Source organism: Kineosporia sp. NBRC 101677 (assembly GCF_030269265.1).
Taxonomy (GTDB): domain Bacteria; phylum Actinomycetota; class Actinomycetes; order Actinomycetales; family Kineosporiaceae; genus Kineosporia; species Kineosporia rhizophila.
Genome location: NZ_BSTA01000013.1, coordinates 192,050 through 205,267, shown reverse-complemented (window position 1 = coordinate 205,267; position 13,218 = coordinate 192,050). Strand labels below are relative to the sequence as shown.

Here is a 13,218-nt window from a genome sequence, read left to right as displayed (position 1 = left end):
AGTGCCGGGTGCAGTAGGCGCGGGTCTGGGTCCAGCAGGGCGGGTCCAGCAGGGGGGCTAGCAGGGGGTCCAGCAGGGGGGCTAGCAGGGGGTCCAGCAGGGCGGGTCTGGGCCGGGCGGATCCAGGGCGGGTCTGGGCCGGGCCCAGCAGGGCGGGCAAGGGCCGGGTCCGGGTCCGGGCGGCGTAGTGGTTTTCCGCGAGTGCCATCAGGTGCGTCGGCGGTCGCCCGCGGAGCGCCCCGCAACCGGCGACTGACCAGCAGGACAGGATTCGGCGGGTGGTGGGGTCGGTCACCGCGCCAGGGTCTGCCCCGGGGGGAGCCGGGTGCGCGCTCGGCGGGCGGGGCGGCTGGGCCTAATCTGGGGGCGTGGCCGCCGAACCGAAGTACCGCCGGATCGCGGCGGACCTGGCCGAGCGGGTCCGCGCCGGTGACTTCGGCGCGGACGGCGCCCTTCCTCCCCAGCGCACCCTCAGCGAGCAGTACGGCGTCACGCTGATGACGCTGCGCCAGGCCCTTCAGGTGCTGCAGGACGAGGGCCTGATCGAGCAGCGACCGGGCCGGGGCACCTACGTGGTCCCGCCCGAGGTGGCGCACGACCAGGCCAACCTGCGCAGCCTGGCCGACGAGCTGAACGCCCAGGGGGTGCCGCTGCGCACCGAGGTGCTGGCCCGGCAGGTGCGGCGGCTGCCCCGCCCGGTCGCCGCCGAGCTCGGGCTGGAGGCCGAGGATCCCGCGCTGCGGCTGGAGCGGCTGCGCTCGGTGCGCGGAATCCCTCTGCTGCACCAGGTTTCCTGGGTGCCGCAGCCCTGGGCCGAGGCCCTGAAAGACGTCGACTTCGAGCTGACCCCGCTGTACTCGGCCATCGCCGCGGCCGGGGGCACCCGGCCGGAGCGGGCCGAAGAGGCGCTCACCGCAGAGGCTCTCAGCTCCCGGCTGGCCGATCTGAACGGAACCACCGAAGGCCGCCCGGCGCTGGTGATGCGCCGGACGACCTTCGACGGAACGGGCCGGGCCTACGTGGTGGACACCGCCACCATCCTCGACGAGCGGCTGCGGATCGTCACCGACCGCCGCACCTCAGAGGTCACGCACACCTGGCGTTTCGGCTGACTCTCAGTGCTCCACGGCCTTCTCGGCCCCGGCCCCGGTGAGCGAGCGCACCTCCATCTCGGCGTACTTGGCCGCCGAGCCGACCTCCTTGCTGGTGATCGTGCCCAGCCAGCCCAGGAAGAAGCCGATCGGGATCGACACGATGCCCGGGTTGTCCAGCGGGAACCAGTGGAAGTCGATGCCGGTGTCGGTGATCATCGACAGCGACGCCCCGTCCGGGCCGACCTTCCCCGACACCACCGGGGAGAAGATGATCAGCACGATCGCCGAGAGCAGACCGCCGTACATGCTCCACAGCGCGCCGCGGGTGTTGAACCGCTTCCAGAACAGCGAGTACAGGATGGTCGGCAGGTTCGCCGACGCCGCCACCGCGAAGGCCAGAGCCACCAGGAAGGCCACGTTCTGGTCCTTGGCGAAGATGCCGCCGACGATCGCCACCAGGCCGATCACCACCGCGGTGATCCGGGCGACCCGGACCTCGTCGTCCGCCCGCACCGAGCCCTTCTTGATCACGTTCGCGTAGACGTCGTGGGCGAACGAGGCACTCGCGGTGATGGTCAGACCGGCCACCACCGCCAGGATGGTGGCGAAGGCGACCGCCGCGATCACTCCGAGCAGCAGCTCCCCACCCAGTTCGAAGGCCAGCAGCGGGGCCGCCGAGTTCGCCTTGCCGGGCGCCGCCATGATCTTCTCGGCCCCGACCAGCCAGGCCGCGCCGAAGCCGAGCACCAGGGTGAACAGGTAGAAGATGCCGATCAGCCAGATCGCCCAGACCACGCTGCGCCGGGCCTCCTTGGCCGAGGGCACGGTGTAGAAGCGCATCAGCACGTGCGGCAGGCCGGCGGTGCCGAGCACCAGGGCCAGGCCGAGCGAGATGAAGTCCAGCTTGGTGGTGTCGGTCAGGCCGTAGCGCAGGCCGGGCTCCAGCAGGGTCTGCCCGGCCGGGGAGGCCGCGGCCGCGTCACCGAGCAGCTCGGAGAAGTTCAGCCCGGCCCGGCTCAGCACCCAGATCGTCATCAGGCCGGCGCCCAGGATCAGCAGCACCGCCTTGATGATCTGCACCCAGGTGGTGCCCTTCATGCCGCCGATCAGCACGTAGACGATCATCAGGATGCCGACGACGGCGATGACCAGGTTCTGCACGCCCGAACCCTGCACACCCAGAAGCAGGTTCACCAGGCCGCCCGCGCCGGCCATCTGGGCGAGCAGGTAGAAGAACGAGACGACCAGGGTCGAGATCGCCGCCGCGGTGCGCACCGGCCCCTGCTGCAGCCGGAAGCTGAGCACGTCGGCCATGGTGAAACGCCCGGTGTTGCGCAGGAGTTCGGCCACCAGCAGCAGGGCGACCAGCCAGGCCACCAGGAAGCCGATCGAGTACATGAAGCCGTCGTAGCCGACCGTCGCGATGGCTCCGGCGATACCCAGGAAGCTGGCCGCCGACAGGTAGTCGCCGGCGATCGCGATGCCGTTCTGCCGGCCGGTGAAAGCCCGCCCGCCGGCGTAGTAGTCGGCCGCGGTGCGGTTGTTCCGGGAGGCCCGCAGCACCACCGCGAGGGTGACCGCGACGAAAATCAGGAAGATGGTGATGTTGACGGCCGGGCTGCCGACATCGGTCTCGGTGGCTGCGCTGCGGATGATCACTTCACCTCACCCCGTTCCATGTGCTCGCGCAGCCGGTCGGCGGTCGGGTCGAAGTTCTTGTCGGCCCACCGGGCGTACGCCATCGTGATCGCGAAGGTCGAGACGAACTGCAGCAGGCCGATGATCAGGCCGATGTTGACCCGGCCGATCACCTCCGTGCTCATGAAGTCGGGCGCGTAGGCGCTGAGCGCCACGTAGAGGAAGTACCAGGCCAGGAAGAGGCCGGTGAGCGGGAAGACGAACCGGCGGAACCGGGTGCGCAGGGCCTGGAACTCCTCGCTGGCCTGCACCTCCTCGTAACCGCTGAGTGGGGGCGGGGCGTCTGACATCACAGCTCCTTCGCTGACCCGGGTGTGCGCCGTCGCACACCCGCAGGACGGACGCGCCCACTGTGAGGCGGGTCACTGCAAAGCTGTAGGGGTGACCGCGGTCACCTCGGCGGGTGGCAGGGGCCGGTCGACGTGCGGCCATCCGGTTCACGACGAACGGCGGAAATATCGGGACGAACGGCGCCTAGCTCTCGCCCCGGTCCAGCTCCAGCGACTCCGGTGCGTGCAGCCGCACCATGATCGTGTTTACCCCGGCGATGCGCGTGGTCCTGGTCAGCAGCGACACCCCCACCATCACGGCGAACGCGGTAGGTACCGTCCAGGCCGCCGGCTGACCGAGCAGGGCGGCCGGCCAGCCGCCTGCCACGGCCCCGGAGACGGTGAGCAGCACCGCCGCGCTGGCCAGCAGCCCGCCGGTGACCAGACCGGCCAGCGCCCCGGCCTGGGTGAGCCCCCGCCACCAGATGCCCAGCACCAGCAGCGGGCAGAAGGTGGACGCGGCCACCGCGAAGGCCAGGGTGACGGTGTCGGCCAGGCCGGTGCGCACGCCGAGCAGGGAGAGCGTGGCCGGGACCAGCACGGCCAGCGCGGCGCCGACCCGGAAGCCGCTCACACTGGCCCGCCAGCGGCCGCGCAGCAGGTCCTGGCTGAGCACCCCGGCGACCGAGACGGTGAGCCCGCTGGAGGTGGACAGGAAGGCGGCGAACGCACCCGCGGTGAGCAGGGCCGCGGCCAGGTCGCCCCACGGGTCGCCGAGCATCCGGCCGGGCAGCAGGAGCATCATCGCGTCGTTGGAGTTGGCCGACGTCAGCAGGTCGCCCGCGTAGATCCGGCCGAGCGCGGCGTACAGCGGGGGGAACAGGTAGAACGTGCCCAGCAGGGCGATCACGGTGAGCACGGTGCGGCGGGCGGCCGGGCCGTCGGGGTTGGTGTAGAGCCGGACCAGCACGTGCGGCAGGCCCATGGTGCCGAACAGCAGAGCCAGGAGCAGCGAGTACGTGCGGTAGACGGGGTGGTCGTCGCCGTCTCCGCCGAACGGCGACACCCAGGCCTCGCCCGCCACGTCGGCCGGGCTGATGGCGCCGTCGGAGTGCCAGACGAACAACAGAAGGACGACCGGGAGGGCTATCGCGGTCAGCTTCAGCCAGTACTGGAAGGCTTGAACGAAGGTGACCGAGCGCATCCCGCCGGCGGTCACGTTGGCCACCACCACGAGCACCGCGATCGCGGTGCCGACCCATCCGGGGGCCCCGGTGGCCGTGCGCAGGGCGAGCCCGGCGCCGAGGAACTGGGGCAGCAGGTAGAGCCAGCCGATGCCGACCACGAGAACGGCCGTGGCCCGGCGGACCGCGGCCGAACGCAGCCGGATCTCGGCGAAGTCGGGCAGCGTGTAGGCGCCACTGCGGCGCAGCGGCGCGGCCACCAGGGTCAGCAGGACCACGTAGCCGGCCGTGTAGCCGATCGAGTACCAGAGCATGTCGCTGCCGGTGGCGAAGATCAGCCCGGCAACCCCGAGAAAGCTTGCCCCGGAGATGTACTCGCCACCGATCGCGGAGGCGTTCCAACGCGGGCTGACCATCCGCGAGGCCACGTAGAAGTCGCTGGTGGTGCGGGAGAGCCGCAGCCCCAGCGCGCCGACTCCGAGCGTGGTGGCACAGACCACCAGCACCGCGATCCAGGTGCTCACTTACGGTGCATGATCTCGGTGAAGTCCCGCTCGGCGCGCTCCACCGCGCGCACGTGCCACCAGGCCGCCGCGAACAGCAGCGGGAACACCGCCACCCCGAGGACCAGCCAGGCCACCGTGACCGGGCCGACCCGGTGCCCGGCCACCCCCGGCAGCAGCAGGAAGAGCAGCGGCAGGCTGCCCAGGCCGAGCAGGACGGCGGCCAGTACCGCCAGCGCGGGACGCAACTGGGAGCGCAGCAGGGCGTTCAGGTAGACCTCGCCGACCTCGGTCTGCTCGTCGATCTCGCGGGTGGCCGGGCGCGCCTCCGGACGCTGCCGGGCCGACATCCGCGGGCTGGTCACCCGGATCCTCGGTGGCCCGGTCATCTCAGGTCCCGGTGGATCAGCAGGTCCTTCACCTGCCGGGTGTGCCGCCGGCTGACGGTGAGGGTGTGCCCGCCGAGCCGGACGTGGAAGCGACCGGCGTCCATCAGCAGTTCGTTCACGTGCCGCACGTTGATCAGGGTGCTGCGGTGGATCCGGACGAAACCGGCCGAGGCCCAGCGTTCCTCGAGGGTGCTCAGCGGGACCCGGATCAGGTGGCTGCCGGTGGCCGTGTGCAGCCGGGCGTAGTCGCCCGCGGCCTCGACGAAGAGCACGTTGGAACGGCGCACGAAGCGGGTGACCCCACCCAGCTCGACCGCGATGTCCTCGTCCACCTCGGTGCTGACCTTGGCCGGGCCGGAGTGCGCCTGGACCGCCCGGCGCACCGCCTCGGCCAGCCGCTGGGCCCGGACCGGCTTGAGCACGTAGTCGACCGCCTGCACGTCGAACGCCTCCACCGCGTGCTGCTCGTAGGCGGTGACGAAGACCAGGTGCGGGCGGGTGGCGAAGCGGGCCAGCACCCGGGCCAGGTCCAGCCCGTCCAGCCCGGGCATCGAGATGTCGCAGAAGACGACGTCGACCTGCTCGTTCTCGAGCACGCGGAGGGCCTGGGCACCGCTGTCCGCGGTCAGGACCCGGCCGATGCGCTCGTCGGAGTCGAGCAACCAGGCCAGCTCGGACAGGGCCGGGGGCTCGTCGTCCACGACCAGGGCGCGCAGGGGCGTCATCGCCATGCCTGGAAGCCTAGGGTGCGGGCGGCCCGGCGTGAACTCCGGGAGCGTACTTGGGCACCCGGAAGCTCACCTTTGTCCCCGCCCCCGGAGCGGTCTCCACCACCAGCCCGAACCGGTCGCCGAACACCTGGCGCAGCCGGGCGTCCACATTGCCCAGGCCGACCGACTCGGACTCGCTGCCCCGGGCCGCCCCGGCCAGCACCCGCTCGATCAGCTCCGGATCGGCCCCCACCCCGTCGTCCTCCACCCAGATCAGCGCCTCGGCCCCGGAATCGGCCGCCCCCAGGGTGATCTGGCCGCCGCCCTCCTTGGCCTGGAGCCCGTGCCGGACGGCGTTCTCGACCAGCGGCTGCACCGACAGGTAGGGCACCGCCACCGGCAGCACCTCCGGGGCCACCCGCAGCCGCACCCGCAGCCGGTCGCCGAAGCGGGCCTGCTCGAGCACCAGGTAGCGCTCGATGTTGCGCAGCTCGTCGGCCAGTGTGGTGAACTCCCCGCCGCGGCGGAAGGCGTAGCGGGTGAAGTCGGCGAACTCCAGCAGCAGCTCGCGGGCCCGCTCCGGATCGGTGCGCACGAACGAGGCGATCGCGGCCAGCGAGTTGTACACGAAGTGCGGGCTGATCTGCGCCCGCAGCGCCCGCACCTCGGCCTCGATCGCGCGGGTGCGGGAGCGGTCGAGCTCGGCCAGCTCGATCTGGGCGGAGACCCAGGTGGCCACCTCTCCGGTGGCCCGCACCAGCGCGGCACTGACCTGCCCGCCGTAGGCGATCAGCGCCCCCACCACGGTGTCACCGCTGGTCAACGGGGCGACCACGGCGCTGCGCAGGGGGCAGTCGAGCACCCCGCAGGCCTCTTCCCCGTCGATCTGCGCGGGGCTGAGCACGCTGGTACGCCCGCTGGCGATCGCTCCGGCCGCATGCCGGAGCGCCTGGTGCTGATGGTGGGCACCCTCGCCGTCCCAGGCAAGCAACCGCGAGCTGTCGGCGAGCGCAACCGCCGGGGTGCCCAGAAGCGTCCTCAAATGCCGGATGGCCCGTTGCGCACCCTCGGGAGTGAGGCCGTCGCGCAAGGGCGGCGCGGCCAGCGAGGCGGTGTGCAGTGTGTCGAAGGTGGCCCGCTCGGCCGCGGTGCCCAGGTCGGGACTGCGCCGCAGCCGCCGGATGGCGAGCACCCCGACCACGAGCACCACCACGACCGCGACGATCTCGACCGCGCGGATCCACCCGTCCTGAGCCACGGCACGAAGGTAGCCCCCGGCACCGACAATCGTGAGTGGCCCGGCCGCTCAACCTGCGTCGAGCGCCGACCTGACCTGACCGACCAACCCGGCGACCTCGTCCATCGTTTGCCCTTCGAGCACCCGCCGCATGAGCGCGGCACCCATCACGACCCCGTCGGCGTGCCGCGCCGCCTCGAGCGCCGTGCGGGGACCGGAGATGCCGAACCCGAGCAACACCGGCCGGTCGGTGCTCTCCCGCACCCGCCGGGCCAGCGCCGCCGCCTGCTCTCCCAGCTCCGCCCGTTCCCCGGTGGTTCCCATCACCGTTGACGCGTAGACGAAACCGCTTCCCAGTTCGGCAATCTGCGCAATACGTTCCGACGAGGTGGAAGGTGCCGCGATCAGGACGGTCTCGATCTCCGCCGAGCGAGCCGCATCGACCAAGGGCTGAGCCTCGTCGACCGGCGTGTCCACGGGAATGACTCCGGAGACGCCGGATTCGGCCAGACGACGACAGAACTCGGCCGGACCGCGACGACGGATGAGATTGCTGTACGTCATCACCACCAAGGGGACATCGAGATCGAGCTCGGCGATCGCGTCCAGGGCACGGTCGGTGGTCATCCCCTGATCCAGCGCGCGTTGGGAGGCCTCCTGGATGGTGACCCCTTCGAGCATCGGATCGGAGAACGGCAGCCCGATCTCGATCGCATCGGCTCCCACCGCGGCCATTTCGGCCACCAGCGACACCCAGTCCCCCACGACGCCCGCGGTGACGTAGGGCACGAGCAGTTTGCGATTCCCGGCTCGGCGGGTGCGCAGACGGGTTTCCAACAATGGACGTTTGTCAGCCTCGGTTCTGGTCACTTGAGCAGCTCCCTGACCTGAGCGGCGTCCTTGTCGCCGCGACCGGAGAGGGTGAGCAGCACGCTCGACCCGGTGGGGAGTTCAGCGGTGCCGGCGGCCCGCAGCACCCAGGCCAGAGCGTGGCAACTCTCCAACGCAGCCAGAATTCCTTCGATGCGAGCCAGTTTCCGCAGAGCGGCAAGCACCTCGTCATCGGTCGCGGACACGTACCGGGCCCGGCCCGAGTCGGCCAGGTACGCATGCTCCGGGCCGACGCCGGGGTAGTCCAGCCCGGCCGAGACGGAGTGGGCCTCCAGAACCTGACCGTCGTCGTCCTGCAGCAGGTAGGACTCGAAACCGTGGAGGATCCCCGGGCTTCCCTGCCCGATCGCGGCACCCCCGGCGGCCTCGACCCCGACGAGCTGGGCGGAGGTGTTCACGAAACCTGCGAAGGTGCCCGCCGCGTTCGATCCGCCACCCACACAGGCGACCACCACGTCCGGCACCGCCGAGGGCAGCAGAGCAGCACACTGGCCGCGCGCCTCTTCGCCGATGACCCGCTGGAACTCGCGCACCATCCACGGGTAGGGATGCGGCCCCATCGTGGAACCGATGCAGTAGTGCGCGGTCTCGGACTGTCCGACCCAGTGCCGGAACGCTTCGCTGGTGGCGTCGGCAAGGGTCTGGCCTCCCGAGGTGACCGGAACCACCTCGGCGCCGAGAAGTTCCATCCGGAACACGTTCAGCTCTTGACGCTCGACGTCTTTCGCGCCCATGAACACGGTGACGTCCAGCCCGAGCAGAGCACCCACGGTGGCCGTGGCCACGCCGTGCTGGCCCGCCCCGGTCTCGGCCAGCAGGGTGGTGCGGCCCATCCGCCGGGCCAGGAGCCCCTGCCCCAGAACATTATTGATCTTGTGCGATCCGGTGTGGGCCAGGTCTTCCCGCTTGAGCAGCAGGTTCACCCCCAGCTCGGCCGACAGCCGAGTGGCCGGAGTGACCGGGGTGGGGCGGCCGGCGTAGAGGCCGAGCGTGCGGGTGAGCTCGCCGCGGAACGCCGGATCGGCCCAGGCCTGGCGGAATTCGCGATCCAGAGTGCGACAGGCCGGGATCAGGGCCTCGGGCACGAATCGGCCGCCGAAGGCCCCGAACCGGCCGTCGGCGGCGGGTTCGGTCATGGTGACGGGCTGGGAGGTCATGCGGTTCACCGTAAGAGTTCTAGAACAATGAGTCAAGAGTTATAGAACTACACGGGTGAACCCGTACGGCGGCTGGTCGGCCGGGACGCGGGGAGGCAGGCTTGGGGCACAGCATTTCCAGAGCCTCACGGGGCCGACCGGATGAAGCGCCCGGTGCCGGCTCAAGCCTGGGGCCGGGGAATCCGAAAGGTACGACGAGAGCGACCTCTACCAGAACGGCGGTGATCCCCTTGAGCGTCATGCCGATTGCCAATCAGCACAACGTGTTCAGCAGCTACGGCGCCGTGCACATGCAGCGCCAGCTGATCCCGTCGAGCGTGCTGCACTCCTCGGAGCTGAGCTCGGCGGCCGAGCAGGCCGCAGCCTCGATGGCTGCCAAGGACTCGGTGCACCAGGCTCACTCGGTGGGCGCCACCAGCACCGAGAACCGGACGCACGGGTTCGACAAGCACGCGGCCAAGGGCAGTTCGTTCGCGATGGGTGCGGGCGGGGCCGGGGGCTCCGGCACGGCCGAGCCCGACACCGGTTCGGCCGGCGGCGCGCCGGAGCAGGCCCGTCAGGAACTGCCCCTGGGCGCGACGCTGGACGTGTTCCTCTAGAAGGCCTCAGCGGGTCAGGCGGCGGCGCACTTCCTGCCGCGCCTGGTTCAGCCTGGACTTGACCGTACCCAGCGGCAGGTCCAGGCGCCGGGCGATCTCCTCGTACTCCAGGTCGGCCAGGTCCCGGTAGACGAAGGGCAGCACGAGCTGGGGGTGCGAGCCCTCCAGGGACTCCAGCGCCTCCAGCAGGTCGATCCGTGACCCTGCGATGACGCTCGTGCGCCGAGGGTCAGGGCGGACCTGTTCCTCCACCGTGAGTGGCCGTTCGCCTGCTCTGCGTTTCAGGTCCCGGTAGGTCTGCCGGGAGGCGTTCGTCACCACCACGTAGAGCCAGGTGCGGAACGAACTGCGGCCCTCGAAGCTGCCGATCCGGCGGGCGACCTGCAGAAGGGCGTCCTGGGCGGCCTCTTCGGCGTCTTCCCGATGGGGCAGCATTTTTCCGGCCCGGCGCAGGACCTCGGGCTGGATCAGGGCCAGCAACTCGTTCAGAGCTGCGTCGTCACCGGTCGCGGCGGCCCGGGCCAATGTATCGATCCGGTCACTACCGGGCGCAGCGGCGCCCTCAGGGGCGGCGGGCTCTTCGGGTACGTCGGTCATAGCGGCATGATGCTGCCATGCCTCTGCCCGAGCTGATCGGTCGATACCGGCCTGTCCGTCGTCTCGGCTCCGGTGGCTTCGCCGTGGTGTGGCTCGCCCACGACGAGTCACTGGATGCCGAAGTCGCCGTCAAGGTCATGGCCGACAACTGGGCCGACCGCCTGGACCTGCGTGAACGCTTCCTGGGGGAAGCCCGGATGCTGCGTCAGGCGGCGTCCCAGCGGATCGTCCAGGTGTTCGACATCGGTGAGCTGGAGGACGGCCGGCCCTACCTGGTGATGGAGTACGCGGACGCCGGCACCCTGGCCGACCGGGTCAAGGCGAACGGGGCGTACCCGCTGGCCGAGGCGTTGCGGATCACCGCCGAGGTGGCCCGGGGGGTGGCCGAACTGCACGACGCGGGGGTGGTGCACCGCGACCTGAAGCCCTCGAACGTGCTGATCAAGTCGCGGCGGGGCGGTGGCGAGCGGCTGCTGGTGGCCGACCTGGGGGTGGCCAAGAGCCTGGCCCACGGTTCGGGCGTGACGATGTCGGTGGGCTCGGCCGGTTACATGGCCCCGGAGCAGATGGAGCCCCAGATCGGGGTGGACGTCCGGGCCGACGTGTACAGCCTGGGCGCGTTCGCCTTCTACCTGATGACGGCGCAGAAGCCCTACCTGCCGCTGGTGATGGCCGAGAAGATGCCGGCCGCCCTGCCCCTGCCGGTGCTGCAGACCATGCTGTCGGCGCTCGAGCGCGACCGGGAGAACCGCTGGCCCGACGCGGGCAGCCTGGCCGAGCGGTTCGACCAGCTCGCGGCCCAGCTGCCGGAAGACTTCTCGGTGGCCGCGGTCCGGCCGCCGGCCGAGTCGCCGACCCCCACCCCCAGCTCCCCGGCTGGCAACAACACCCCGGACAGCCCCACCCCGGGCTGGACGTACGAGGGGCGGGAGGCGACCGGTTCGGGTCCGAACGGTGGTGGGGCTGCGGGCTGGTCCGATCCGGGCTGGTCCGATCCGGCCCGCTCCGGGTCGAACTGGGGTCAGCCGGCGAGCGCTCAGCAGGTGGGGGCCTTCGGAACGGCCGATCCGACCCAGGCCGGGCCCACCCGGGCCGCAGCGCCGGCCGCCCACCGGTCCACGCCGATGCCGTCGGCCCGGCCCGCGGGCCAGGACGTCACCCAGCCGCTGGGGCCGCCCAACCAGGCCATGGCCCAGTCCCGGTCCCGTTACGACTCCAACGGCCCGCAGAACGCCGCACAGGCCTTCTCCCCGGGGTATGGCCAGGGGTACGGGTCCGGCCCGCAGGCCCACGCCTCCGGCCACCAGGGCTATGCGCCCGGAAACCAGGGGAACCAGGGCTACGCCCCTAGTCACCATGGTCAAGCAGGTCAGCCGGGTCACCCAGGTCAGGGCGCCAGGCCGGCGTCGTCGTCCTCCGGCCGGTCCAACGGGCCGGGGCGGGCGCGCTGGATCGCGACCATGGTGCTCGTGGTGGCGCTGGCCGCGGCGACCGGTGTGGGCGCGGTCAGGTACTGGCAGACGCGCGGAGAGAAGGACATCACGGCCGAGAGCGCCGACGGGGTGCTCCGCCTGACCGTGCCGTCCAGGTTCGGTGACGAGTCGGTCGACACCGGCTGGTCGCCCGCCTCGATCGGTCTGAAGGGCAAGCAGGAGCCCTCCGGCCTGCTGCTGGCCGAGGACGTGAAGCTCTGGTCGGACCTGACGCAGGACGTGAACGGGGTGTTCGTCGGGCTCAGCACCAGCAAGGACCTGCCCGGCAAGGTCGAGGCGATCAAGCACCAGGACTGCGAGGGCAGTGAGCCGGTGGCGTACTCGGGCGAGCGCTGGGAAGGCTCCTACCGCACCTGGAACGGCTGCTCCGGCGGCGAGCGGGTGCTCCAGGAGGTGCACCTGAAGGCGGTCGACGGCGACCAGTGGGTGTACATGCAGATCCGGCAGAGCTCGGACACCTGGTCCGCCCAGACGGTGATCGAGGGTCTGGAACTGCAGTAGCCCGGCTACCAGCGAACTTTTCGCCCGGTCGCTGCATCCAAGCTCTGACCCCCGTTGCACAGTCCGGGTTCTTCGGAAGGACGCACCATGAAAACCGCACGCGTCGCTGCGGCCCTCGCCCCCGCTCTCCTGCTCGCTCTCACCGCCTGCGGCGCCGAAAGCACCCCGCAGAACGTGACCGGCGCCACGGCCGGGCCGGCCGGGGTGGCGGACCCCTCGGCGTCCGCGGACGACAGCGAGACCAGCACCACGTCGCCGGCCGAATCGGCCACCGACGACTCTCCGATGCCGGCCGACGGCGGCTGCCCCGAGGGCGGTGGGAAGGTCCCCGCCAAGGCCGCGGGCGCACAGGTGGGCGATCTCGACGGTGACGGGGCCAAGGACGAGCTCTGGCTGGCCGACACCGGCAACAAGCGGCGCCTCGGGGTGCGCACGGCCAGCGGCCGGGTGATGTCCACCGTGTTCCAGAGCGGCAGCCCGCAGTCGGCCGTCGCCGTGGCGAACCGGCTGGGGGACGGCTCGGCGATCATCCTGCTGAGCACCGGCCGCACCGCCGCGCTCTACGCGGTGATCGACTGCGAGATCGTGGCCACCAAGGACAAGACCGGTGGGCAGTACACGTTCGACCTGGGCTTCGGCTCGTACGGCACCGGGGTGGCCTGCCCGATGGCCAACGACAAGCTGTACCTGGCCGGCTATCTGGCCACGGCCGCCGAGCGCGAGGGCTACGAGAACATCACCCGGACCCGGATCGACCTGAGCGAAGAGGGCGCCCGGGCCGACAACGGCACGGTGGCCGAACTGGGCGAGCACGGGAACGACTCGGCCAGCGCCAAGATCGCGCACGGGGTCAGCTGCGGCGACTCCGGGACGGCCGAGGAACCGGTCAGCTGACC

General features: G+C 71.2%; 13 protein-coding genes. 4 read left to right on the top strand and 9 right to left on the bottom strand.

What is annotated here, in order from left to right; all coding sequences use genetic code 11:
* Nucleotides 1-368: 368 nt before the first annotated feature.
* Nucleotides 369-1,112: a GntR family transcriptional regulator gene (locus QSK18_RS30715; RefSeq protein WP_285626391.1), complete on the top strand. Its 744-nt coding sequence runs from the start codon at nt 369-371 to the stop codon at nt 1,110-1,112.
* 3 nt (nt 1,113-1,115) lie between these two features.
* On the opposite strand, the gene QSK18_RS30710 is transcribed toward QSK18_RS30715, so the two are convergent.
* The 8 genes from QSK18_RS30710 to trpB form a co-directional block, all read right to left on the bottom strand.
* Nucleotides 1,116-2,753, bottom strand: coding sequence for a monocarboxylic acid transporter (locus tag QSK18_RS30710; RefSeq protein WP_232814652.1), 1,638 nt, complete (start codon nt 2,751-2,753; stop codon nt 1,116-1,118).
* A complete protein-coding gene (locus tag QSK18_RS30705) occupies nt 2,750-3,082 on the bottom strand; it encodes a DUF485 domain-containing protein (RefSeq protein WP_232814653.1) in 333 nt (110 codons plus the stop codon). Before QSK18_RS30705 ends, QSK18_RS30710 begins: the two co-directional genes overlap by 4 nt.
* A 184-nt stretch (nt 3,083-3,266) precedes the next feature.
* A complete protein-coding gene (locus QSK18_RS30700) occupies nt 3,267-4,769 on the bottom strand; it encodes a sodium/solute symporter (protein ID WP_285626388.1) in 1,503 nt (500 codons plus the stop codon).
* Entirely contained in the window at nt 4,766-5,113 is a 348-nt protein-coding gene (locus QSK18_RS30695) for a hypothetical protein (protein ID WP_232814655.1), read from the bottom strand. Before QSK18_RS30695 ends, QSK18_RS30700 begins: the two co-directional genes overlap by 4 nt.
* Nucleotides 5,114-5,133: 20 nt before the next feature.
* A complete protein-coding gene (locus tag QSK18_RS30690; protein ID WP_232814656.1) occupies nt 5,134-5,868 on the bottom strand; it encodes a LytR/AlgR family response regulator transcription factor in 735 nt (244 codons plus the stop codon).
* Nucleotides 5,869-5,878: 10 nt separating this feature from the next.
* The gene (locus tag QSK18_RS30685) at nt 5,879-7,105 is read right to left on the bottom strand and encodes a sensor histidine kinase (RefSeq protein WP_232814657.1); all 1,227 of its coding nucleotides are present in this window, start codon (nt 7,103-7,105) and stop codon (nt 5,879-5,881) included.
* A gap of 48 nt (nt 7,106-7,153) precedes the next feature.
* Complete coding sequence (gene trpA, locus QSK18_RS30680; protein WP_285626384.1) at nt 7,154-7,954, bottom strand: tryptophan synthase subunit alpha; 801 nt, start codon at nt 7,952-7,954, stop codon at nt 7,154-7,156.
* Entirely contained in the window at nt 7,951-9,132 is a 1,182-nt protein-coding gene (gene trpB, locus QSK18_RS30675; RefSeq protein ID WP_285626382.1) for a tryptophan synthase subunit beta, read from the bottom strand. The genes trpA and trpB overlap by 4 nt, the downstream gene beginning before the upstream one ends.
* A gap of 239 nt (nt 9,133-9,371) precedes the next feature.
* Here trpB and QSK18_RS30670 point away from each other — a divergent pair, with 239 nt between their 5' ends.
* Nucleotides 9,372-9,731, top strand: a complete 360-nt coding sequence (locus QSK18_RS30670) for a hypothetical protein (RefSeq protein WP_285626380.1) — start codon at nt 9,372-9,374, stop codon at nt 9,729-9,731.
* A 6-nt stretch (nt 9,732-9,737) separates the two neighbouring features.
* Here QSK18_RS30670 and QSK18_RS30665 read toward each other — a convergent pair whose 3' ends face one another.
* Nucleotides 9,738-10,328, bottom strand: coding sequence for an RNA polymerase sigma factor (locus tag QSK18_RS30665; RefSeq protein ID WP_232814660.1), 591 nt, complete (start codon nt 10,326-10,328; stop codon nt 9,738-9,740).
* A 17-nt stretch (nt 10,329-10,345) separates the two neighbouring features.
* Here QSK18_RS30665 and QSK18_RS30660 point away from each other — a divergent pair, with 17 nt between their 5' ends.
* Together QSK18_RS30660 and QSK18_RS30655 are read left to right on the top strand one after the other, a co-directional pair.
* The gene (locus QSK18_RS30660; RefSeq protein ID WP_285626377.1) at nt 10,346-12,322 is read left to right on the top strand and encodes a serine/threonine-protein kinase; all 1,977 of its coding nucleotides are present in this window, start codon (nt 10,346-10,348) and stop codon (nt 12,320-12,322) included.
* Between the two features lie 87 nt (nt 12,323-12,409).
* Nucleotides 12,410-13,216 carry a hypothetical protein gene (locus QSK18_RS30655; RefSeq protein WP_285626375.1) on the top strand — a complete coding sequence of 269 codons (807 nt, stop codon included), beginning with the start codon at nt 12,410-12,412 and terminating at the stop codon, nt 13,214-13,216.
* The last annotated feature ends 2 nt before the right edge of the window (nt 13,217-13,218 follow it).